The sequence below is a fragment of the Bradyrhizobium sp. 25ACV genome (assembly GCF_054863005.1).
In genome coordinates this window covers 49,124-69,196 of record NZ_JAVAYO010000014.1, presented here as the reverse complement: position 1 = coordinate 69,196, position 20,073 = coordinate 49,124, and the positions used below count along the sequence as shown (strand labels likewise).

Annotated in this window: 20 protein-coding genes; 4 read left to right on the top strand and 16 right to left on the bottom strand. The window is 64.8% G+C overall.

Features of this window, described 5'->3' with window-relative positions:
- Window positions 1–26 precede the first annotated feature (26 nt).
- The 6 genes from RAD04_RS28065 to RAD04_RS28040 form a co-directional block, all read right to left on the bottom strand.
- On the bottom strand, window positions 27–269 hold the full coding sequence (locus RAD04_RS28065) for a hypothetical protein (protein ID WP_091954157.1): 243 nt from the start codon (window positions 267–269) through the stop codon (window positions 27–29).
- 63 nt (window positions 270–332) lie between these two features.
- On the bottom strand, window positions 333–533 hold the full coding sequence (locus RAD04_RS28060) for a hypothetical protein (protein ID WP_018320983.1): 201 nt from the start codon (window positions 531–533) through the stop codon (window positions 333–335).
- A gap of 13 nt (window positions 534–546) precedes the next feature.
- A complete protein-coding gene (locus tag RAD04_RS28055; protein ID WP_461618367.1) occupies window positions 547–732 on the bottom strand; it encodes a hypothetical protein in 186 nt (61 codons plus the stop codon).
- A gap of 141 nt (window positions 733–873) precedes the next feature.
- Window positions 874–2,142 (bottom strand): cytochrome P450, encoded by a 1,269-nt coding sequence (locus RAD04_RS28050; protein ID WP_461626380.1) that lies wholly within the window; start codon window positions 2,140–2,142, stop codon window positions 874–876.
- A gap of 90 nt (window positions 2,143–2,232) precedes the next feature.
- Entirely contained in the window at window positions 2,233–2,559 is a 327-nt protein-coding gene (locus RAD04_RS28045; RefSeq protein ID WP_018320980.1) for a hypothetical protein, read from the bottom strand.
- A gap of 105 nt (window positions 2,560–2,664) precedes the next feature.
- Window positions 2,665–3,438 carry a ferredoxin--NADP reductase gene (locus tag RAD04_RS28040; RefSeq protein ID WP_461626379.1) on the bottom strand — a complete coding sequence of 258 codons (774 nt, stop codon included), beginning with the start codon at window positions 3,436–3,438 and terminating at the stop codon, window positions 2,665–2,667.
- 157 nt (window positions 3,439–3,595) lie between these two features.
- Here RAD04_RS28040 and RAD04_RS28035 point away from each other — a divergent pair, with 157 nt between their 5' ends.
- Together RAD04_RS28035 and RAD04_RS28030 are read left to right on the top strand one after the other, a co-directional pair.
- Complete coding sequence (locus RAD04_RS28035; RefSeq protein WP_461626378.1) at window positions 3,596–4,792, top strand: amidohydrolase family protein; 1,197 nt, start codon at window positions 3,596–3,598, stop codon at window positions 4,790–4,792.
- Window positions 4,793–4,916: 124 nt separating this feature from the next.
- Complete coding sequence (locus RAD04_RS28030; protein ID WP_461626377.1) at window positions 4,917–5,606, top strand: hypothetical protein; 690 nt, start codon at window positions 4,917–4,919, stop codon at window positions 5,604–5,606.
- Window positions 5,607–5,616: 10 nt separating this feature from the next.
- Here RAD04_RS28030 and RAD04_RS28025 read toward each other — a convergent pair whose 3' ends face one another.
- The 9 genes from RAD04_RS28025 to RAD04_RS27985 form a co-directional block, all read right to left on the bottom strand.
- Window positions 5,617–6,003, bottom strand: a complete 387-nt coding sequence (locus RAD04_RS28025; RefSeq protein WP_461626376.1) for a hypothetical protein — start codon at window positions 6,001–6,003, stop codon at window positions 5,617–5,619.
- 162 nt (window positions 6,004–6,165) lie between these two features.
- On the bottom strand, window positions 6,166–6,621 hold the full coding sequence (locus tag RAD04_RS28020) for a MarR family winged helix-turn-helix transcriptional regulator (RefSeq protein ID WP_461626375.1): 456 nt from the start codon (window positions 6,619–6,621) through the stop codon (window positions 6,166–6,168).
- 14 nt (window positions 6,622–6,635) lie between these two features.
- Window positions 6,636–7,340: an ABC transporter ATP-binding protein gene (locus RAD04_RS28015; protein ID WP_461618374.1), complete on the bottom strand. Its 705-nt coding sequence runs from the start codon at window positions 7,338–7,340 to the stop codon at window positions 6,636–6,638.
- Window positions 7,337–8,128: an ABC transporter ATP-binding protein gene (locus RAD04_RS28010; protein WP_461626374.1), complete on the bottom strand. Its 792-nt coding sequence runs from the start codon at window positions 8,126–8,128 to the stop codon at window positions 7,337–7,339. Before RAD04_RS28010 ends, RAD04_RS28015 begins: the two co-directional genes overlap by 4 nt.
- Window positions 8,125–10,014, bottom strand: a complete 1,890-nt coding sequence (locus RAD04_RS28005; protein ID WP_038946329.1) for an ABC transporter permease — start codon at window positions 10,012–10,014, stop codon at window positions 8,125–8,127. The genes RAD04_RS28010 and RAD04_RS28005 overlap by 4 nt, the downstream gene beginning before the upstream one ends.
- A gap of 184 nt (window positions 10,015–10,198) precedes the next feature.
- A complete protein-coding gene (locus RAD04_RS28000; RefSeq protein ID WP_461626373.1) occupies window positions 10,199–11,401 on the bottom strand; it encodes an ABC transporter substrate-binding protein in 1,203 nt (400 codons plus the stop codon).
- A gap of 79 nt (window positions 11,402–11,480) precedes the next feature.
- Entirely contained in the window at window positions 11,481–12,065 is a 585-nt protein-coding gene (locus RAD04_RS27995) for an amino acid synthesis family protein (RefSeq protein ID WP_461626372.1), read from the bottom strand.
- Between the two features lie 15 nt (window positions 12,066–12,080).
- Window positions 12,081–12,977 carry a UPF0280 family protein gene (locus RAD04_RS27990; RefSeq protein ID WP_461626371.1) on the bottom strand — a complete coding sequence of 299 codons (897 nt, stop codon included), beginning with the start codon at window positions 12,975–12,977 and terminating at the stop codon, window positions 12,081–12,083.
- A complete protein-coding gene (locus RAD04_RS27985) occupies window positions 12,974–14,431 on the bottom strand; it encodes a 6-hydroxynicotinate reductase (protein ID WP_461626370.1) in 1,458 nt (485 codons plus the stop codon). The genes RAD04_RS27990 and RAD04_RS27985 overlap by 4 nt, the downstream gene beginning before the upstream one ends.
- A 250-nt stretch (window positions 14,432–14,681) precedes the next feature.
- Here RAD04_RS27985 and RAD04_RS27980 point away from each other — a divergent pair, with 250 nt between their 5' ends.
- Together RAD04_RS27980 and RAD04_RS27975 are read left to right on the top strand one after the other, a co-directional pair.
- Window positions 14,682–15,164 (top strand): (2Fe-2S)-binding protein, encoded by a 483-nt coding sequence (locus RAD04_RS27980; RefSeq protein ID WP_461626369.1) that lies wholly within the window; start codon window positions 14,682–14,684, stop codon window positions 15,162–15,164.
- Window positions 15,164–18,688: a molybdopterin cofactor-binding domain-containing protein gene (locus RAD04_RS27975; protein ID WP_461626368.1), complete on the top strand. Its 3,525-nt coding sequence runs from the start codon at window positions 15,164–15,166 to the stop codon at window positions 18,686–18,688. The genes RAD04_RS27980 and RAD04_RS27975 overlap by 1 nt, the downstream gene beginning before the upstream one ends.
- Window positions 18,689–18,742: 54 nt before the next feature.
- On the opposite strand, the gene RAD04_RS27970 is transcribed toward RAD04_RS27975, so the two are convergent.
- Window positions 18,743–19,711, bottom strand: coding sequence for a catechol 2,3-dioxygenase (locus RAD04_RS27970; RefSeq protein WP_461626367.1), 969 nt, complete (start codon window positions 19,709–19,711; stop codon window positions 18,743–18,745).
- Window positions 19,712–20,073: the final 362 nt, after the last annotated feature.

Genomic DNA, 20,073 nt, shown 5'->3' with positions numbered 1-20,073 from the left:
CGAGTTCAGCGGGAGGAACGCCCCTCTCAGGTCTCGTCAGTCTCCGGCGTCTCGTCGAGCCGGTTGGCTGCATGATCCTGATACTGATCGGTCTGAATGGACTTGCCGTCCATGCCGCGAATGTCCGAATGCTGGGCCTTGTCGCGGTTGGACAGGACCATGTTATCGCCGATCTTGTCCTTGGGCACTTCGGTCAATGCACCGGTGCCGTCGCCCTTGCCATGCATGCCGGATCTGAAGTGCGTCTTGCTGCCGTGCCCACTTGGCATCAGTCTCTCCTCTTGGCTCGGTACGTCCGTTGTACCGGCATTGGTCGCGGCGGCTGCTGTGGTCTATCTGCCGCCGCCCTTGCCGGCCGCGTCGTGGCGGTGATGGGAATCCTGCTCGCCTCCACCACCGGAGACGCGACTGTGGCTTCGCTGTTCATCGTCCGCAGGCGGCTTCTTCACCTCCAGCGGCGCCTTCGCGTTCTCATGCGATGCGCCGGGGCCACCCTGGCGAATGCTGTTGGGTGTCTTGGTGGATGTCGACATGAATGTCGCCTCCTCAACGGTCTTGCTGGTATCCCTGATTGGTCGTGTTCTGCTTGATGTTGCCTTGCTGTCCCTGTTGGTCCGGATTTTCCGCGCGCTGCTGGCCGCGCGGAGTCTGATCGGCCGACGTTTGCTTGGTGTCGCCAGTTCCCTTCCGGCTCTGATTGTCCGGCGGAACATTCGGCATTTTGCTGGTCATGATCCAACCTCTTTGAAAGATGGGAATCCTGGACACGGAACTGTTCCTTCGCATGCCCTCAAGTCCCGGTGGACAACAGCAAGCGCCGCAGGCCGTTCCGAGCAGAGCATGGTCAGCGACGATTTGCCGAAGGAGAGAGCTTCACTCCGCCCGCACGGGAGAACGATCAGCCACCGCTGGCGTCGCAGCGGCAAATGTTCCGTGGACCTCGGCCGTGACAGGAAGCTTCGCAATCATGCGAATCCCCGGCCGCTTGCGCCAATGGATCTGCGAGGGATCGACGGCCAGACCAAGTTTCGGCCACCGCACGAACAGCGCTTCCAGCGCGCAGGCCGCCTCGATGCGCGCAAGCTGATGGCCGAGGCAGAAATGGATTCCTGTCCCGAACGAGAGGTGACGGTTCGGCTTGCGCTCGAGATCGAGGCTTTCGGGACGATCATGCATCGCCGGGTCCATGTTGGCGGCGGCGAGCATCACCATGACACGGTCGCCCTTCTTCAGACGCACGCCTTCGACCTCGACGTCCCGCCGCACATAGCGTGGCTTGGAGAACTGCACCGGTGACACGAAGCGAAGAAACTCCTCCACCGCAAGTCCGACGCGGCTCCAATCCTGCTCCAGCCAATCGCGGAGGCCAGGACTTCTGAGCAGCTCGTAGGCGGAGCCGCTGATCAGATGCGTGGTCGTCTCGGAGCCGGCTGCCAGCAGCAGAAACACCATGGAGACCATTTCATCCGGCGTGATCTGGGCACCCTCGCGCTCGACCTGGACCAGTTCGGCGATCAGGCCTTCACCGCCCTGCACGCGCGCGGCCTGCAATTGCTGCTCGAGGTAGCCCCGCATCTTTCGGAACGCCCACAGCAAGCGGAAAAAGCTGACGACATTCGTCAGCGAGGACATCGCGTTGCCCCAGGCGATGAATTTGGGCCGGTCGGCCAGAGGCAATCCCAGAAGCTCGGAAATCACTGCGAGCGGCAGGATGCGCGCGTAGCGCTGGACCAGATCGGCTGGCCGTCCCTCCGCGAACAGCTCGTCGGCCAAGCCGTCGGCAATGGCACGGATGCGCGGCTCCATCGCGACGATGGCACGGCGGCGAAAGGCCTCGTCCACGATGCTGCGGAGCCTCGTGTGATCCGGCTCATCCATCGTCAGCATGTTGTTGGCGATGGTTCTGACCAAGCTCGGCATCCACCAGCGCAGACCCGCGACGTCGCCATCCTCCTTGCGCAGCGTGAAGGTAGCGCCGTCCTTCAGCACCTGTGCCGTCGCGTCATGGGTCGTGGTGATCCAGACATCGCCGACCAGAGGAAATCGCGTCGCGACGAGAGGACCGGACATGCGCAACGCCGCGATCGCCTTGGGCGGATCGCGAAAGAAGGCCTCGCTGGTGAAATCGAGGCGCGTTGTCATGGGATCACCGGACTGATTGCTGGCGTCTCACCCAAATGGTATGGGCGGGCCAACGCGCAAGGGTCGGAACTGGCGCGAGGAGACGACGATTTATCCACGCCCCGGCGAGCGCTGACCGGTCTTGCGCTGCTGCTGGTTGGTATAGGCGTCCCAATGGCTCCAGCTGCCATTGCTGAGGCTCTGCATGTCGGTGCCGAGCGGACGGCGCGTGCGCTTGTCGTGATCAGCGATCACGCGCTCGGACTGGGCGATCTTGCGCTTGAGTTCCGCGATCGCCTTCTGGGTCTGGCCGTTCCGCTTCGAGGAGGCGATCTCGCCCATCGTGAAGCGCGCGGTCTCCAGCGCCTTCAACTCGGCGCGGTTCTTCTTCAACTGGACCCGGTGCCAGGCGATGTTGCTGTCGCTGTCCGCAACCATGTGGGAACTCCGCTGATTCGTTCCCACAGTGTATCAAGCGCCGAATCGGCGCCGCAACGGGCCCCTCGCGGCGAAAATGCGGTCTTCTCAAGCTAGAATTGCGCGTTAGCGCTCGGCAAAGGCCTTTTCGACCACGAATTGGGCCGGCTCGCCGTGATTGCCCTCCACAAAGCCGCGCTCTCCCAGGAGCATGCGGGTATCCGCCACCAGCGCGGGGCTGCCGCAGATCATGACCCGGTCATGGGCGGCCTCGAGCACCGGCAGGCCGATATCGGTGAACAGCTTGCCGGAGGTGATGAGGTCGGTGATGCGGCCGCGGTTGCGGAAGGGATCGCGCGTCACGGTCGGATAGTAGATCAGCTGATTCTGAATGTACTCGCCGATCAGTTCGTCCTTCGGCAGCGTCTCGGTGATCATCTCGCCATAGGCGAGCTCCTTGACGTGCCGGCAGCCGTGCAGCAGCACGACCTTCTCGAACCGCTCGTAGGTTTCGGGGTCCTTGATCACGCTCAGGAACGGCGCAAGGCCGGTGCCGGTGCCGATGAGGTAGAGGTTGCGCCCCTCCTCCAGATTGTCGATCACCAGCGTGCCGGTGGCCTTGCGGCTGACGATGATCTCGTCGCCTTCCTTCAAGTGCTGGAGCCGCGAGGTCAACGGGCCGTCCGGCACCTTGATCGAGAAGAACTCCAGCGTGTCTTCGTAATTGGCGCTGGCGACGCTGTAGGCCCGCAGCAGCGGCTTCTCGCCGACCTTGAGCCCGATCATGGTGAATTCGCCGTTGCGGAAGCGGAAGGTCGGGCTGCGCGTGGTCTTGAAAGAGAACAGCGTGTCGGTCCAGTGGTGGACGCTCAAAACGCTTTCCTGATTGAAATTGCTCATCTCACCTTCCCTGTCGCTTCCAATGCGGTTCCGAGGCGGGCAGCTATGCGTCGTTTGTACACGATCATTCGTGTACTAATGAATAATCCTGCTTGATCCCGCGGTCAAGGCTGCCCAAGATCGCGAGCGTTGCAGTTAGGAATAAGGAGCCCCCTCCATGGCGCATGACGCACCCCAGGCCACCGGACCCTCGAAGCTCGTGATCCGGAATATCGGCCTGATCCTGTCCGGCGCCCTGGAAAAGCCGATCCTGGACGGCGACACGATCGTCGCCGAGAACGGCAAGATCACCGCGATCGGCCGCTTCAAGGACCTCAACACCGAAGGCGCGACCACGATCGTCGAGGCCAACGGGACCACGGTCGCGCCGGGCCTGATCGACAGCCACGTCCACCCCGTGGCGGGCGACTGGACGCCGCGGCAGAACCAGATCGGCTGGATCGACAGCAATCTGCACGGCGGCGTCACCACGATGATTTCCGCCGGCGAAGTGCACATGCCCGGCCGCCCGCGCGACGTCGTCGGGCTGAAGGCAATGGCGATCTTCGCCCAGCGCGCATTCTGGAATTTGCGGCCGGGCGGCGTGAAGGTTCACGCCGGCGCGCCCGTGATCGAATGCGAGATGGTCGAGGAGGACTTCAAGGAGCTGGCCGCCGCCGGCGTCAAGCTGCTCGGCGAGGTCGGCCTCGGCGGCGTCAAGGACGGCCCCACGGCACGCAAGATGGTCGGCTGGGCGCGCAAATACGGCATCCAGAGCACCATCCACACCGGCGGCCCCTCGATCCCCGGCTCCGGCCTGATCGACAAGGACGTCGTGCTGGAGGCCGACACCGACGTGGTCGGCCACATCAATGGCGGCCACACCGCCCTGCCCGACGATCAGATCCGCTGCATTTGCGAGGGCTGCAAGCGCGGCCTCGAGCTGGTGCACAACGGCAATGAGCGCTCCGCTCTGTTCACGCTGCGCACCGCGCGCGAGATGGGCGATTTGCACCGGGTCATCCTCGGCACCGACGCGCCCGCCGGCTCCGGCGTGCAGCCGCTGGGCATTTTGCGCATGGTCTCGATGCTGTCCTCGCTCGGCGAGCTGCCGGCCGAGATCGCGTTTTGTCTCGCCACCGGCAACACCGCCCGGATGCGCGAACTCGATTGCGGCCTCATTGAAGTGGGGCGATCCGCCGACTTCGTCATCATGGACAAGGCCCAGCACTCGCCCGGCAAGAACATCCTGGAGAGCGTCCAGCTCGGCGACCTCCCGGGCATCGGCATGACCATCATCGACGGCATCGTGCGCACCCAGCGCAGCCGCAATACCCCGCCGGCCGGCAAGGTGCCGGAGGTGGTGGCGAAGTGACGCAGCCGGAGCGGCACACGGCTCCGATCGCCCCTCGAAGGCGTTGAACAAGTCTGCGGCCTGCTGCGTCTAACGCAGGCAGCCCTCGGTGGCGGCAGTTCATTGCTGGACCATCGAGGGAAACATGAAGAACTCATCGCGAATAGCCCTCGGCGTTGCTGGCGCGGTGGCGGGCTATGTCGCGATCTTTGTGCTGTTTTCCCTGTTCGATTTCGGCAACCGCGCGGACCCGATCACCTCGGGTCTGTTGGGACTGTTCGTCTACTCCCCCATCGGCGCGATCACCGGCGCGGTGTTTGCCAACTGGCTGGTGACGCGTTCGGGCCAGGACGCAGGCAATGGCAGCGTCGCGCGCAACAGCCTGAAGTCTCTCGGCGTCGTCGTCCTGCTCTGCGTCGCCGGGATCGGCATCTACATTGCCTACGCCTATGCGACGGCGACGCCCTGGCTCAACCGGAACGGCGGCAATCCCCTGCTCGTATTCGAGGTCCGTTTTCCGGCCGGGGTCGCGGTGCCGACATCGGCCCAGGGCATCACCATCGAATTGCAGACCGACCTCAACACGATGCCGGGCGAAGTGACCCCGGCCGCCTTCTATCGTGACGGCGACCAGCCCGTCATCGCAGGTGAAGTCGAGCTCGCGTTTCGAACCTCACACCGGCAGCTCGCCGTCAATATCGAAGGCCAGCCGAGCCGAATCTACCCGATCGACTTGACGGCCCGGGCGCCGCATACGCCGGAGTTCGGGACCTGGCGGCGGCTCGCCGACGGCAGCGAAATCCGCTACCGCGCCAAATGGCCGGGCAAGACGTAAGCATTTGAGATCAGCGCTTCTTCGCGATCTCACAACGCACATAGGTCTGGCGCTTGGCCTGCCCGACCGGTCCGTTGTCCATCACCAGCTTGCCGTCCACGGCGATGGAGACCCGGGGATTGGAGCGAAACTTCTCGCCCTCGCCTTCGCAAGCGAGCTTCATCTTCCAGCCGAGCTTTCCGTCGGCGGTGATCTCGCTGGCGCGACACCGCGTCTCGTACCAATACAGCCGATTGCCGCCTTCGATGCTCATGCGGTTGGGGCTGTCGTCATCGCGGCAGTCCTTTTTGGTCGACGCCCAGAAGCCCTCGTAGGGCTGCGCGGCAAAGGCAGGCGCGCTGCCCGCCAGCGCCGTACCGAGAGTGAGGAGCATTACAAATTTCGTGGCGACTCTCATGAATAAAGACCTCGACAGACCCTTCATCGAGATTAGTCGCCAGTCCTCGCACCTTGTTCAACTGCCGTAGGGTGGGCAAAGGCGCGAAGCGCCGTGCCCACGATCTTTTCCTGATTGAGCCAGATGGTGGGCACGCTTCGCTTTGCCCACCCTACGGCACCCTCACCGCAGCTTGTTCAACAACGCCATCAGCATCTCGCGCTCTTTCGCGTCGAGCGGCGCCAGCGTCTCGCGGGTGATGGCGAGCGCGTTCGGCGCGACCTTCTCCGAAAGCTGCTGACCGGCGCGCGTCAGGCTGACCAGCAGCCGCCGACCGTCCTCGGGATCCTGACTGGTTTCGGTCAACCCGCGCGCCGTGAGCCGATCGATCACGCCCTTGATGGTCGCGACGTCCATCGCCGTCAGCCGGCCGAGCTGGTTTTGCGAGCACGGGCCGGTCTCAGCGAGCTTCGACAATGCCGCCCACTGCGTCGGCGTCAGATTGGTGCCGATATCGCGGGAGAAGATGGAGCTGTGGCGCTGCCAGACCTGGCGCAGGATGAAACCGACCTGCTCGTCGAGCACATAAGGCGGTTTTGCCGGTTTGACGCCCTTCTTCACCGCGACACTTCTCGCCATCCGTCCCCCGCCTCTCACAACGACAGATGCGCGTCGCGGATATCCGGACGCGCATCGAGCTCGGCCATGGTGCCGCCGAAGCAGATGCGGCCGCGCTCGATGATGTAGGCGCGGTCGGAGATCAACCGCGCGAAATGCAGATTCTGCTCGGAGACGACGATGCTGACGCCCTCCTTCTTCATGGTCAGGATGGCATCGACCATCTGCTCCACGATCTTCGGCGACAGACCTTCCGAGGGCTCGTCCAGCAGCACCAGCGACGGATTGCCCATCAGCGTGCGCGCGATCGTCAGCATCTGCTGCTCGCCGCCGCTCATGCGACCGCCGGGACGGTTCTTCATCTCGCCGAGATTTGGAAACAGCGCGAACAGCTTTTCGCGCGTCCAATGCGGCGCGTTCGGACGCTTGGGCTGCTTGCCCACTTCGAGATTTTCCTCGACGGTCAGGTCGGTGAATATCCGGCGCTCCTCCGGCACATAGCCGAGCCCCTCGCGCACGATCTCGTGGGTCGGCCTGGCCGAGACGTCCTTGCCCTCGAACATGATGCGGCCGGTTCGTTGCGCGACCAGGCCGACGATCGAGCGGAACGTCGTCGACTTGCCGGCGCCGTTGCGCCCGAGCAGCGCCACCACCTCGCCCTCGCCGACCTCGAAGCCGATGTCGAACAGGATATGCGCCGGGCCATAATGGCTGTTGAGGCCCTCGACGGTGAGCTTCATGTTGCCGCTCCCTCGCGATGGCGGGCATCGTAGACCAGGCCCTCGCCGAGGTAGACCGCCTGCACCTGCGGATTGCCGCGCACCTCGGCTGGCGTGCCCTCGGCGATCAGCGTCCCTCGATTCAGCACGATGATGCGGTCGGCGTGCTCGAACACCACGTCCATATCGTGCTCGGTGAAGAGCACGCCGATTGATTTCTCCCGCGCAATGCACGCAGTGAGCCGCATCAGGTCGACGCGTTCGCGCGGCGCCATTCCGGCGGTCGGCTCGTCCATTAACAGCAGCTTGGGCTGGTTGGCGAGCGCCACCGCAAGCTCGAGCCGCTTGAGGTCGCCATAGGCAAGCTCGCCGCAGGGCCGATCGGCATAGCCGCCCATGCCGACCAGCTCGAGCAGACGGCCGGCCTCGCCGCGGTCGAACTTCGGCGCTGAGCCAAACAGATTGAAGAGCTGCTTCCCGTGCGAGATCAGCGCGACCTGCACGTTCTCGCGCACCGTCATGGTGGCGAAGGTCGCCGTGATCTGGAAGGTGCGCCCGACCCCGAGCCGCCAAACCTCGCGCGGCTTCCTGCCCGTGATCTCCTCGCCAAGCAGGCGGACATGGCCGGTATCGGGCTTGTTCTGGCCGTTGAGCATGTCGAAGCACGTGCTCTTGCCCGCGCCGTTCGGCCCGATCAGCGCCAAAATCTCGCCGGCGCGCAGCGAGAACGACACACCACGCACGGCGTGAATGCCGCCGTAGGATTTGGTCAAGCCTTCAACGGCGAGAAGTGGGGGTGCAACACTCATTCGGCAGACTCGATCGGCTTGGCGAGCAGAGGTGATCCCGGCGGCGATGCCTTCCTGCGGCGCTGCGCCAGCATCTCCAGCATGCCGACGATGCCCTTGGGGAAGACGACGACGATCAACACGATGAAGCCGCCGAGCACGAGTTTCGACAAATCGGTCTGGCTGACCAGCCAGATGTTGAGGGCTTTGTAGACGATGGCGCCGATCACCGCGCCCGACACCGTCTCGACACCGCCGAGCAGCACCATCACCAGCGCATCGACCGAGAGCGAGATGCCGAGATTGTCTGGGAAGACACTACCCTTGAGGTAGGCGAACAGCGCGCCGCCGATGCCGGCGGTCGTCCCTGCGATCACGAAGGCGGTCCACTGGATGCGCTTGGCATTGATGCCGATCGCCTCGGTGCGCAGGAGCGAGTCGCGCGTGGCGCGGAGCGCGTAGCCGAATGGCGAGAACACCATCGCCCGCAGCGCGATGGTCACCAGCGCCGCAACGCCGAGCGCCAACCAGTAGAAGTGCGACGGGCTAGCCGCCCATTTTTCCGGCCAGACGCCCAGGATGCCATTGTCGCCGCCGGTGACGCTCACCCACTGGAACGCGATCGACCACACGATCTGCGCGAAAGCGAGCGTCAGCATCGCGAAGTAGACGCCGGAGAGCTGCACGGCGAAGAAGCCGAACACGGCGGCGCCCATGCAGCCGAGCAGCGGCCCGAGCAGCAGGCACACGATCATCGGCAACCCCGCCATCTTGGCGAGGAAAGCGACGCCGTAGGCACCGAGCCCGAAATAGGCGGCATGGCCGAAGGACGCGAGCCCGCCGACCGACATCAGGAAGTGCAGGCTGACGGCGAAGATGACGAAGATCGCGATCTCCGAGCCGACGGTCAGCGCGTAGTTACCGGCGAACAGCGGCAGCGTCGCTGCGATCACGAGCGCGGCAAGCGCTGCAAGCCGCTCGTTCGACGTCAATGGCCGCCAGGGATTGACGGTGAGCCCCGGCGTCTTGCGCGCCGGCGCCTCCGGTTTGCCGAACAGACCCCAGGGGCGCACGATCAGCACCACCGCCATCACCAGGAAGACCAGGATGATCGAAATCTTGGGGAAGATCAGGATGCCGAAGGCATTGAGCTCGGAGACCAGCACCGCCGCGACGAACGCGCCGACGATGCTGCCGAGGCCGCCGATCACGACCACGACGAAGACTTCGACGATGATGCGCAGATCCATCGCGTGATGAACGGCATCGCGCGGGATCTGAAGCGCGCCGCCCAGCGCGGCGAGGAAGACGCCGACCGCGAAGACGGACGTGAACAGCCATTTCTGATTGACGCCGAGCGCTGCGACCATGTCGCGGTCCTGCGTCGCCGCGCGCACCAAAACGCCCCAGCGCGTGCGCTGGAACAGCAGCCAGAGAATGCCGAGCACGACGGGGCCCAGCACGATCAGGAACAGATCGTAGCTCGGGATGTTCTGCCCGAAGAAATCGATGGCCCCCTTGAATCCGGGCGCACGACGGCCGACGAGATCGTCGGGTCCCCAGATCAGCACCACGAGATCCTCGACCATCAAGGTCAGGCCGAAAGTCGCGAGCAGCTGGAACAGCTCCGGGGCGTGATAGATGCGGCGAAGCAGCACCATCTCGACCAGCACGCCGATCAGCGCCACGGCAATCGCGGCCAGCACGATACTGCCCCAGAAGCCGAACGCGCCCGACAGGCGCTCCGTCAGCGTGAAGGCAATGTAGGCGCCGATCATGTAGAAAGCGCCATGCGCGAAATTCACGATCCGCGTCACGCCGAAGATGATCGACAGGCCCGAGGCCACCAGGAACAGCGACGCCGCGCTGGCGAGACCGGTCAGAAACTGTACGACGTAAAAGGCCATCGGCGGTCCGGGTTGGTGTTGGGTCTCCTCCCTCCCCATGCGGAAAGAGCGAGCTTCGTAGGGTGGGTTAGCCCAGCGACTGCGCGAAGCGCAGTTCGCTCGGCGTAACCCACCTCTTCTCGTTCTGCAGATGCAGACCGTGGTGGGTTACGCCTTCGGCTAACCCACCCTACGGCAGCGGGGATCAATCCTTCGGACGCAGCTTCTCGACTTCGGCATCGCTGGGCAGATAGTCCGCGCCCTTCTTGTAGGACGAATCCACCATCACGCCCTTGCCGTCCTTCAGCGCGGTCTTGCCGACAAAGGCACCGAGCGTCGACTGGTGGTCGATCTTGCGGAAGGTGATCTCACCGAATGGCGAGGGCATGGAGATCCCCTCCGCCGCGACGATCAGCTTCTCCGGATCGGTCGAGCCGGCCTTGGCCAGGATCGCTGCCGCCGCCTTGATGGTCTGGTAGCCGACGATGGAGCCGAGGCGCGGATAGTCGTTGTACTTGGCCTGGTACGCCTTCAGGAACGCGTCATGCTCAGGTGTCTTGATCGAGTACCAGGGGTAACCGGTGACGATCCAGCCTTCGGGCGTTTCGTCCTTCAACGGATCGAGATATTCCGGCTCGCCGGTCAGGAACGAGACAACCTCGCGCCCCTTGAACAGGCCGCGGGTGTTGCCTTCACGCACGAGCTTGACGAGGTCGGCACCGAAGGTGACGTTGAGGATCGCTTCGGGATTGGCGGCGGCAACTGCCTGCACCACCGGGCCCGCGTCGATCTTGCCCTGCGGCGGCCACTGCTCGTCGACCCACTGGATGTCCGGACGCTTCTCCGACATCAGCTTCTTGAACACGGCAACCGCCGACTGGCCGTATTCATAGTTCGGCGCGATCGTCGCCCAGCGCTTGGCCGGCAGCTTTGCGGCTGCTTCCACCAGCATCGCCGCCTGCATGTAGTTCGAGGGGCGCAGGCGGAAGGTGTATTTGTTGCCCTTGGACCAGGTCACGGCATCCGTCAGCGGCTCGGCCGCGAGGAAGAACACCTTCTTCTGGTTGGCGAAGTCGCTGACGGCAAGGCCGATGTTCGACAGGAACGTACCCGTCAGCATCGCGACACCCTCGCTCGACACCAGCTCATTCGCCGCGGTCTGCGCGTCCGCCGGCTTGCCGCCGTCGTCCTTCGAGACCACAACCAGCTTCTTGCCGTTGATGCCGCCGGCCGCGTTGATCTCTTCGACCGCGAGCTGCCAACCCTTGCGATAGGGTTCGGTGAACGCCGGCAGCAGCGAATAGCTGTTGATCTCGCCGATCTTGATGTCCTGCGCCAGGGCCGAATGAGCCATGCCGCCCGCCAGAAGCGCGAAGGCCGCGCCGACGAAGTAATTTCTTGCTCGCATCCCAACCTCCAGTTTTGAACTCTTTACGTCTTCTGCGTGATCTCACCGGAGAGGCTGTGCCCGCCTCCCGCTTCGAGCCCTATCTCAGACCGTCCTCGCCCTTCACTTCCGCAACCGTGAGCCCGCCGACGCGCGGCAGCGGACGACCGCTGTCGGTGACGGCGACCGCGACCATGATCTCGTTGGCACACGGCGCATCGTTGATCTGCACTTCCATGCCGTCGAAATGGCTGCGCACGAAGGCCGCGTCCTTGTGCCCAAGCGGGATGTCGAGCGTCGTGCCCGGCCCGCTCCGCTTTTTCGACGACGGGATCAGGGCCGCGCCCTTGCTCAGCACCTTGCGCACCGGCGCGCCCATCTTGGGATGGAGGATCGCGGCGGCATGCTCCAGCTCACCGTTCTCGCCGACGGCAGCAGCCTTGCCATAGCTCTGCGCCTTCGCACCATCGATACCGAGCGCCGCCACGGCGCGCTTCGACAGCAGCTCTCCGAGCTCCTCGCCGATCGCGATCAGCGGCGAGAGATCCTCGACATATTGTCCGGCAAAGGGATTTTCGATGACGGCGATCGCAGCCGCGCGCCGGGTCGGCGGCGAGACCTGGCGGCCCATCTCCATCTGGGTCTCTTCGACGACGGTGACGATCTTGCGGATGATCGCGCTCATGTTTCGCTTCCCTGTTCAGGCACAGACCGCGTTCTCCAGCGCAAGCGGGCGCGTTCGTTGCTCTTCTATATCCTTAGGTCCGATGACAAGCATATCACCACAAAGCCGCACCACGGCACCCTCGATCAATCCGCGATCGAACAATTGGCGTGCACATTCCGCGCCAGATTCGAGCGCCGTCGCGATCTCGTCCTGCGACAACTCGCCGACGTCGCGGGTGACGAGGCGCGAGCCGAGATCGCTGTCGGGCTGAAGCTCGTTTGCGGGCGTCCGGATGATGGCGGGATGCCCGGGCAGATCGACGGCGTTGGCTATGACCGTGGCAGCCGCATCGGCCTGCGACGCCGTTGCCGCCAGCACCGTCACCGCGTCGGCAATGCCGAGCGAAAAGCTGCGGCCGTGCCGTCCGCTGGTCGCGATGCCGCGCACGGGGTCATCCGCATCGACCTTTATCCTCCGCATCACGCCCACTAAGTCGGGCCGATCCATCAGGCCGACCGAAAAATGCTCGCCCTTGCCGAGATGGAGCGCGATGTCGCCACCGTTATTGACATAGGCCTGATCGAGCGTCGCAGCGCCCAGCATGGCACCCAGGATCTCCTCGGCCACGCTGCCGGCAACAGCCGCCATCGGCGTGATGAAGCAATCGGCGGCGTAAGGCGCGACCGCAGTGTGCATCCGGCGCGCGACCACGCCCGTCAGCGAAGTCCGATTCCCGGCGGCCGTCCGCAACTCCGGCAATTCGGCGCAGAGCTCGTCGAGCAGTCCTGTGAAGCGGCGCACAGCCGCCTCATAGGCTGCACGCACATCGTCCGTGCGCCCCCTCGCCTCAACGACCAAATCAATCGGTCCATCCTGCAAATGCAGCCGCCGGCCATCAGACAGCAATGCGATTTGCGGGAGCCGTGTCATGCCCGCGGCCCCGGAATCGGGTTCTGCCATGGCAGCTGGCGGACATCGTCGCCGTTCTGGACCTCTGAGAGCGGCTTCACGTAATCCATGTGCCCGCCGAGCGCGGCGTAGTCGGACAGCTTCATCGTGAACTCGATCGGCGCGACCAGCGCCGGCGTCGGCACGTAGCCGAACGCGCCCGCCGGCATCTGCGTCACGTCGACCATGTAGGTGATGCCGCCCCCCGGCCAGACATAGACCGGTGCGCCGCCACTGGTGACGCGCGTCAGCGCATCCTTCACCGAGCGCGTCAGCCGCACCGGATTGTCGGTGACACCGGCGCGCAGCGAGCCGCCGGCCCCCGCCATGAACAGCACCGTGCACAGCGCCGGCTCGCAATTCTCCTGGATGCGCTCGACCGAGAATTTCAGGTCGTCAGGCATGTCGGTCTCGACCGGCTTCAGGGCGTCGTCGAGCACGTAGTAGGACGAATGCTCGCCAGTCGTGGAGACCATCAGCATCGAGAGACCCGGTTTTGCTTCCTTGGCGTCGAACGGCCCGAGGATCGCCAGCGGATCGGAGATGTTGGTGCCGCCCCACCCCGTGCCGGGATCGGCGACCTGGAAATAGCGGCCGGGCGTCGAGCGGCGGCCCTTCATCTTGATGCCGGTGTCGGCGATGTCGAGCAGCTTGCCGGCCTGATGCTCACTGAGCACGCCGGTGATGTGGTCGTCGACCACGACGACCTCGTCGACCTTGCCGTGCCATTGCTTGGCGAACATGCCGATCGTCGCCGAGCCGCAGCCGACGCGCATGCGCTCTTCTTTCATGCCGTTGACGATCGGCGGCTGGCCGGCCTGGACCACGACGCTCGCGCCGCCGTCGATGGTCAGCTCGACCGCCTTGCAATTGGCGAGATCCATCAGCGTGTCGCAGGTGACGCGGCCCTCCTTCTTGGAGCCGCCGGTCAGGTGATGCACGCCGCCCAGCGACAACATCTGCGAGCCGTATTCGCTGGTCGTGACGTGGCCGACCGCCTCGCCCTGCGCGCGCACGGTTGCGGTCTCCGGCCCAAGATAGCGATCGGTGTCGATCTTCACCTTGATGCCGCAATAGGAGAAGATGCCCTCGGTGACCACAGTCACCATGTCGACGCCGTCGACCTCCGCCGAGACGATGAACGGCGCCGGCTTGTAGTCGGGATAGGTCGTGCCCGCACCGATCGCAGTCACAAAGGTGGAAGGTTCGTGGACGATCTTGCCGTCCCAATCTTCGGTGCGGCTGAACGGGACCAGCTTGCCGCCATGCGAGACCGTGCGCTCCAGGATCACATGCGGATCGACGCGGACGAGCTTGCCGTCGTGGTTGGCGTAGCGGTCGCAAGCGCCCGCCGCCCCCGGCTTGATGTAGCACATCACCGGACAGGCATCGCAGCGGATCTTGTCGATAGCAGCGCTCGTCGTTTCCATCACCATGTCAGAGCCAGCGAGATCGCGGTTATCATTCGTATACGAACGATGTTGCGCGCGCCCCCGATGACTGTCAAGCGGCGGTGCAGCGCAAAAGATGCGGCTGCTGCATAAAACCTCATTTGCCTATCCGCTCTGTCCACAAAGAAGGCAGTCGCGCTGCAGTGCGGCATGCATGGCTTGCACGTTTGTGTACAAACGGTATCGTCGCGACGTAGATTTTCGCCATGACTTGGCCGAGCGCTTGGAAACGAGGATGACGCAGACACCGATCCGCCTCACCGTGAACGGGGGGATCCACGAGGTCGCTGCAGCGCCGGAGACGCCGCTGCTCTACGTGCTGCGCAACGATCTCGCGCTCAACGGCCCGAAATATGGTTGCGGCCTCGGCGAATGCGGCACCTGTGCTGTCCTGATCGATGGGGCCGCGGCCCGCGCCTGCGTGATTCCCGTCAGTGGCTGCGCCGGCCGCGACATCGTGACGCTCGAAGGGCTCGGCACGCGCGACAAGCCTGACGTGGTGCAGCAGGCCTTCATCGACGAGCAGGCTGCGCAATGCGGCTATTGCCTCAGCGGCATGATCATGACCACCAAGGCGCTGCTCGCGATCAACCCGCGGCCAACCGAGCAGGAGGCGCTGGCGGCGCTGCGCTACAATCTCTGCCGCTGCGGCACGCATATCGAAATCCTGCGCGCCGTGATGCGCGCTTCGGGCCAGCTCACCGAGGCCGTTGATTGATGGCGTCCCCTGCCCCTGATGGAGCTGAGCGCCAATCCGGCTCGCTCGTCGTCGCCCGCACCGTGGACGAACTCACGTCCGAGACTTTCATCCGCATTACCGCGGATGGATCGGTCAACGCCTATAACGGCCATGTCGATCTCGGCACCGGCATCCGTACCGCGCTCGGCCAGATCGTCGCCGAGGAGCTGGATGTGTCCTTTGCGCGCGTCGTCGTCGTGCTCGGCGACACTGCGGTCGTGCCGAACCAGGGCGCGACGATCGCGAGCGAGACCATCCAGATCACCGCCGTGCCCCTGCGCAAGGCCGCGGCGCAAGCGCGCCACTTCCTGATCGCGCGCGCGGCCGAGCGGCTGGAGTTGCCGGCGGCGGACCTCAGGATCGAGGACGGTCTCGTGCGCGGCCGCGACAACCGCAGCATCAGCTATGGCGAATTGATCGGCGACGAGACGATCAGCCTCGAGCTAGCCGACGATGTCACCGTCAAGGCGATCGGCGATTATGCCATCGTCGGCCAGTCGATGCCGCGCGTCGACCTGCCCGCCAAGGCCACGGGCGAGCTGACCTTCGTCCACGATATCCGTGTCCCCGGCATGCTGCACGGCCGCATGGTGCGACCGCCCTATGCCGGCGTCGATGCCGGTCCGTTCGTCGGCACCAGCCTGATCGCGGTCGACGAATCCTCGGTGCGCAACATTCCCGGGCTTGTCGCCGTGGTGCGCATCGGCGACTTCGTCGGTGTCGTCGCCGAGCGCGAGGAGAACGCGATCCGCGCGGCGGAGCAGCTCAAGGTGAGCTGGAAGCCTACGCCTACCCTCACCGATCTTGCCGACATCGAGACCGCGCTGCGCGCCAATCCATCGACCCCGCGCACGCTGATCGACAAGGGCGACGTCGATGCGGCCATTGCCGGCGCGTCCAAGCCGATGCAGCGCACTTACGTGTGGCCGTATCAGATGCATGCCTCGATCGGCCCGTCCTGCGCCGTCGCGGATTTTCAGGACGGCAATATCCGGGTCTGGTCGGGCACGCAAAATCCGCACGTGCTGCGCAGCGACCTCGCATTGTTGATCGAGCGTCCCGAGAGCGAGGTCGAGGTGATCCGGCTGGAAGCCGCCGGCTGCTACGGGCGCAACTGCGCTGACGATGTCACTGCCGATGCCTTGCTGCTGTCGCGCGCCGTCGGCCGGCCCGTGCGCGTACAGCTGACACGCGAGCAGGAGCACGCCTGGGAGCCCAAGGGCACCGCGCAGCTCATCGACGTCAATGGCGGTCTGGATGCGAACGGCGGTATCGCAGCGTATGATCTCGCCACGCGTTATCCCTCGAATGCCGCACCGACGCTGGCGCTGCTGCTCACCGGTCGCATTCCATCCGAGCCTGCCGTACTGCAGATGGGCGACCGCACGGCGATCCCGCCCTACGATTACGACCACATGCGCGTCGTCGCCCATGACATGCCGCCGATCGTGCGCGCATCCTGGTTCCGCGGCGTCTCGGCGCTGCCGAACACGTTTGCCCACGAATCCTACATCGACGAAGCCGCAGCCGAGGCCGGCGTCGATCCGATCGAATACCGCCTGCGCTACCTCAAGGACCAGCGCGCCGTCGATCTCGTCAATGCGGTCGCCGAACGCGCGGGCTGGACGCCCCGGCCGGCGCGCGAAGAGAAAGACGGCGAGATCGTGCACGGCCGCGGCTTTGCCTATGCGCTCTACGTCCACAGCAAGTTTCCCGGCTATGGCGCGGCGTGGTCGGCCTGGATTGCCGACGTCGCGGTGAACAAATCGACCGGCGATGTCAGCGTGACGCGCGTGGTTGCAGGACAGGATTCCGGATTGATGATCAATCCGGACGGCGTCCGCCACCAGATCCAAGGCAACGTCATCCAATCCACCAGCCGCGCGCTGATGGAAGAAGTCTCGTTCGAGCGCGGCACGGTGGCGGCGCGCGAATGGGGCGCCTATCCGATCATCCCCTTCCCCGATGTGCCCAAGATCGACGTCTTGATGCTGCCGCGTCAGGACCAGCCGCCGCTGGGCGTCGGCGAATCCGCCTCGGTGCCGAGCGCGGCGGCGATCGCGAATGCGATCTTCGATGCCACCGGCGTGCGTTTTCGCGAGCCGCCGTTTACGCCCGAACGCATCCTGAGGGGATTGCACGGTGAAACATCGCCCGTACCGCAGGCCCTGCCCGCGCCAGCTGCGCCGCAGCCGTCGCGCATCTGGGAGAATCCCTTCGCCAATCGCGCCGGCATCTTGGCTGCGATTGCCGCCGTCTGCACCGCCGCGATCGGCATCGGCGCGGCGCTGCTGCCGGGGCGCGCGATTGCGCCGATCGCGCGACCGGATGCATCTGTCTATTCCGCCGCGACGATCGCGCGCGGAGAGCAGCTTGCTGCGCTCGGCAATTGCGCGGAGTGCCACACCAATATCGGCGGCGTACTCAATGCCGGCGGCCGCGCATTGGAGACGCCATTCGGCACGATCTATTCAACCAACATCACCTCCGACGTCGAGACCGGCATCGGCGCCTGGTCCTATCCCGCCTTCGAGCGCGCAATGCGCGACGGCTTGCATCGCGACGGCCGGCAGCTCTATCCTGCATTTCCCTACACACACTTCTCCAAGACAAGCGAAGCCGACCTTCAGGCGCTCTACGCCTATCTGATGGCGCAGCCTGCAGTGCGCGCGACGGCGCCGGCGAACACGCTCGCCTTCCCGTTCAACCTGCGGCCGCTGCTCGCGGGTTGGAATGCGCTCTTCCACCAGGCAAAGGAATTCAAGCCCGACCCCACCAAGTCCGAGGCCTGGAATCGCGGCGCCTATCTCGTCGAGGGCCTCGGCCATTGCGGCGGCTGCCATTCGCCGCGCAACGCGCTCGGCGCCGAGCAGCGTGAGGCCTATCTCGCCGGCGGCTTCGCCGAAGGCTGGGAAGCGCCGCCGCTGACCTCGCTCTCTCACGCCCCGATCCCGTGGAACGAGGACGAGCTGTTCGCCTATTTGCGCACCGGCCATTCGCGCTATCACGGCGTCGCCGCCGGCCCGATGGCGCCTGTTGTCAGGGATCTCAAGGCTCTGCCCGATCAGGACATCCGCGCGATGGCGATCTATCTCAACTCGTTCAACGACACCGCAGCCGATGCGCCGGGGCTGCTTGCCGCGAAGCTGGAGAGCGCGACGCAGGTTACCATCGCCTCCTCCACCGGCGCACGCCTCTATCAGGGCGCCTGCGCCGTCTGCCACGAGGTCGGCGGCCTGCCGCTGTTCGGCAGCCGTCCCTCGCTCGCGCTCAACAGCAATCTGCACAGCGCCACATCGGACAATCTCGTGCAGGTGATCCTCCACGGCATCGCCGAGCCGGTGTCGAGCGACCTCGGCTACATGCCGGCGTTCAGGAACAGCATGAGCGACGCGCAAATCGAGGAGCTCGTCAGCTTCCTGCGCGGCCAGTTCGCGCCGGACAAGCCGGCGTGGGCCGGCCTGCGCGAGACGATTGCGCGGGTGAGGTCATCAACCCACTGATCTCATGAGCATGACCTTGTCGGAAAACCGCTTCACACTTTTCCGGGTCATGCTCTAAGCGTGCTTCTTCACGTCCACCGGCGGCGTGCCGTGGGTGTGGAAGGACTCGATCGTCTTCAGCCCCCACGCCTGGCCCTTCTTGCGCTCCTCCTCGGTCCACACGATCGGCTTCCAGTCCGGCGCGAGGATCAGGCGGGCGCCGGCATTGGCGACCTCGACGCGGTTGCCGCCGGGTTCGTAGACATAGAGGAAGAAGGTCTGCTGGATCGCGTGCTTGTGCGGGCCGGTCTCGATGTGGATGCCGTTCTCCAGGAAGATGTCGGCAGCGCGCAGAATTTCCTCGCGGCTGTCAAGCGCGTAGGTGACGTGGTGGAAGCGGCCCGGCACGCCTGAACGGTCGAGCGAATAGGCGAAGTCATAGCTCTTGTTCGACATCGTCAGCCACATCGCTGCTTCCCGGCCGTCGTTGAGCACGATCTGCTCGGTGAGGCGGCAGCCGAGGTAATTCTCGAAGAACTCACGGTTGGCCTTGATGTCGACGGCGAGGCAGTTGAGATGATCGAGGCGGCGGACATTGACGCCGCGCGCGGGAAACCGCTGCGCCTGGTTCTTCAGCGCCGGCTTCAGCTCGGGCGGCGCCTGATACCATTCGGTCTCGTAATAGAGCTCGACGATGTGGCCGTCAGGGTCGCGGCAGCGGAAGGTCGGCCCCTGCCCCATGTCGCCGTCGATCCAGCCGATATCGAAGCCGGAGCCTTTTAGCGCGGCGACGCGGCGATCGAGCGCCTGCTGGCTGCGCGCGCGCAGCGCCATGTGCTCCATGCCCGAAGTCTTGGACGCCGTGAGCTTGAGCGAATAGCGCTCGTAATCGTCCCAGCCGCGCAAGTAAACCGACTCGCCCTTCTGGCCGCTGACGGTCATGCCCATGACGTCGACGAAGAATTTCAGACTCTCATCCGGCTTGGGCGTCAGCAGCTCCATATGGCCGAGATGAGCGAGATCGAGGATCGGTTCGGGCTGCATGCTTTCCTCCAGGGCACAGCTGGCGATCCGCCGACCGGATCGCGTCATCGGGCGCAAGGCTGCAACGCGCTCAGCGCCCGGAGACGGTCACGAGGCCCGCCAGCCTATTTGTACTAATGTACAAATGATTAGGTCTCGTCAACAAAGCAAACACCCCTCGATCGAAGGAAGACGTCCCCCGAACGGTGGAACTGACTGGCCGGATGGTAAAATGTTCCTTAATTGCCTATCGGCTCCATTGGCCTGAATCGCGCCAATTTCCCGCCGTTTCCGCCCGTAAGTATGCAATCGGAACAAACCTCACGGCCGAATTGTCGCGGATTTAACGAAGTGCCCGCGCCTGGCGCTTAACCGTTTGTGCA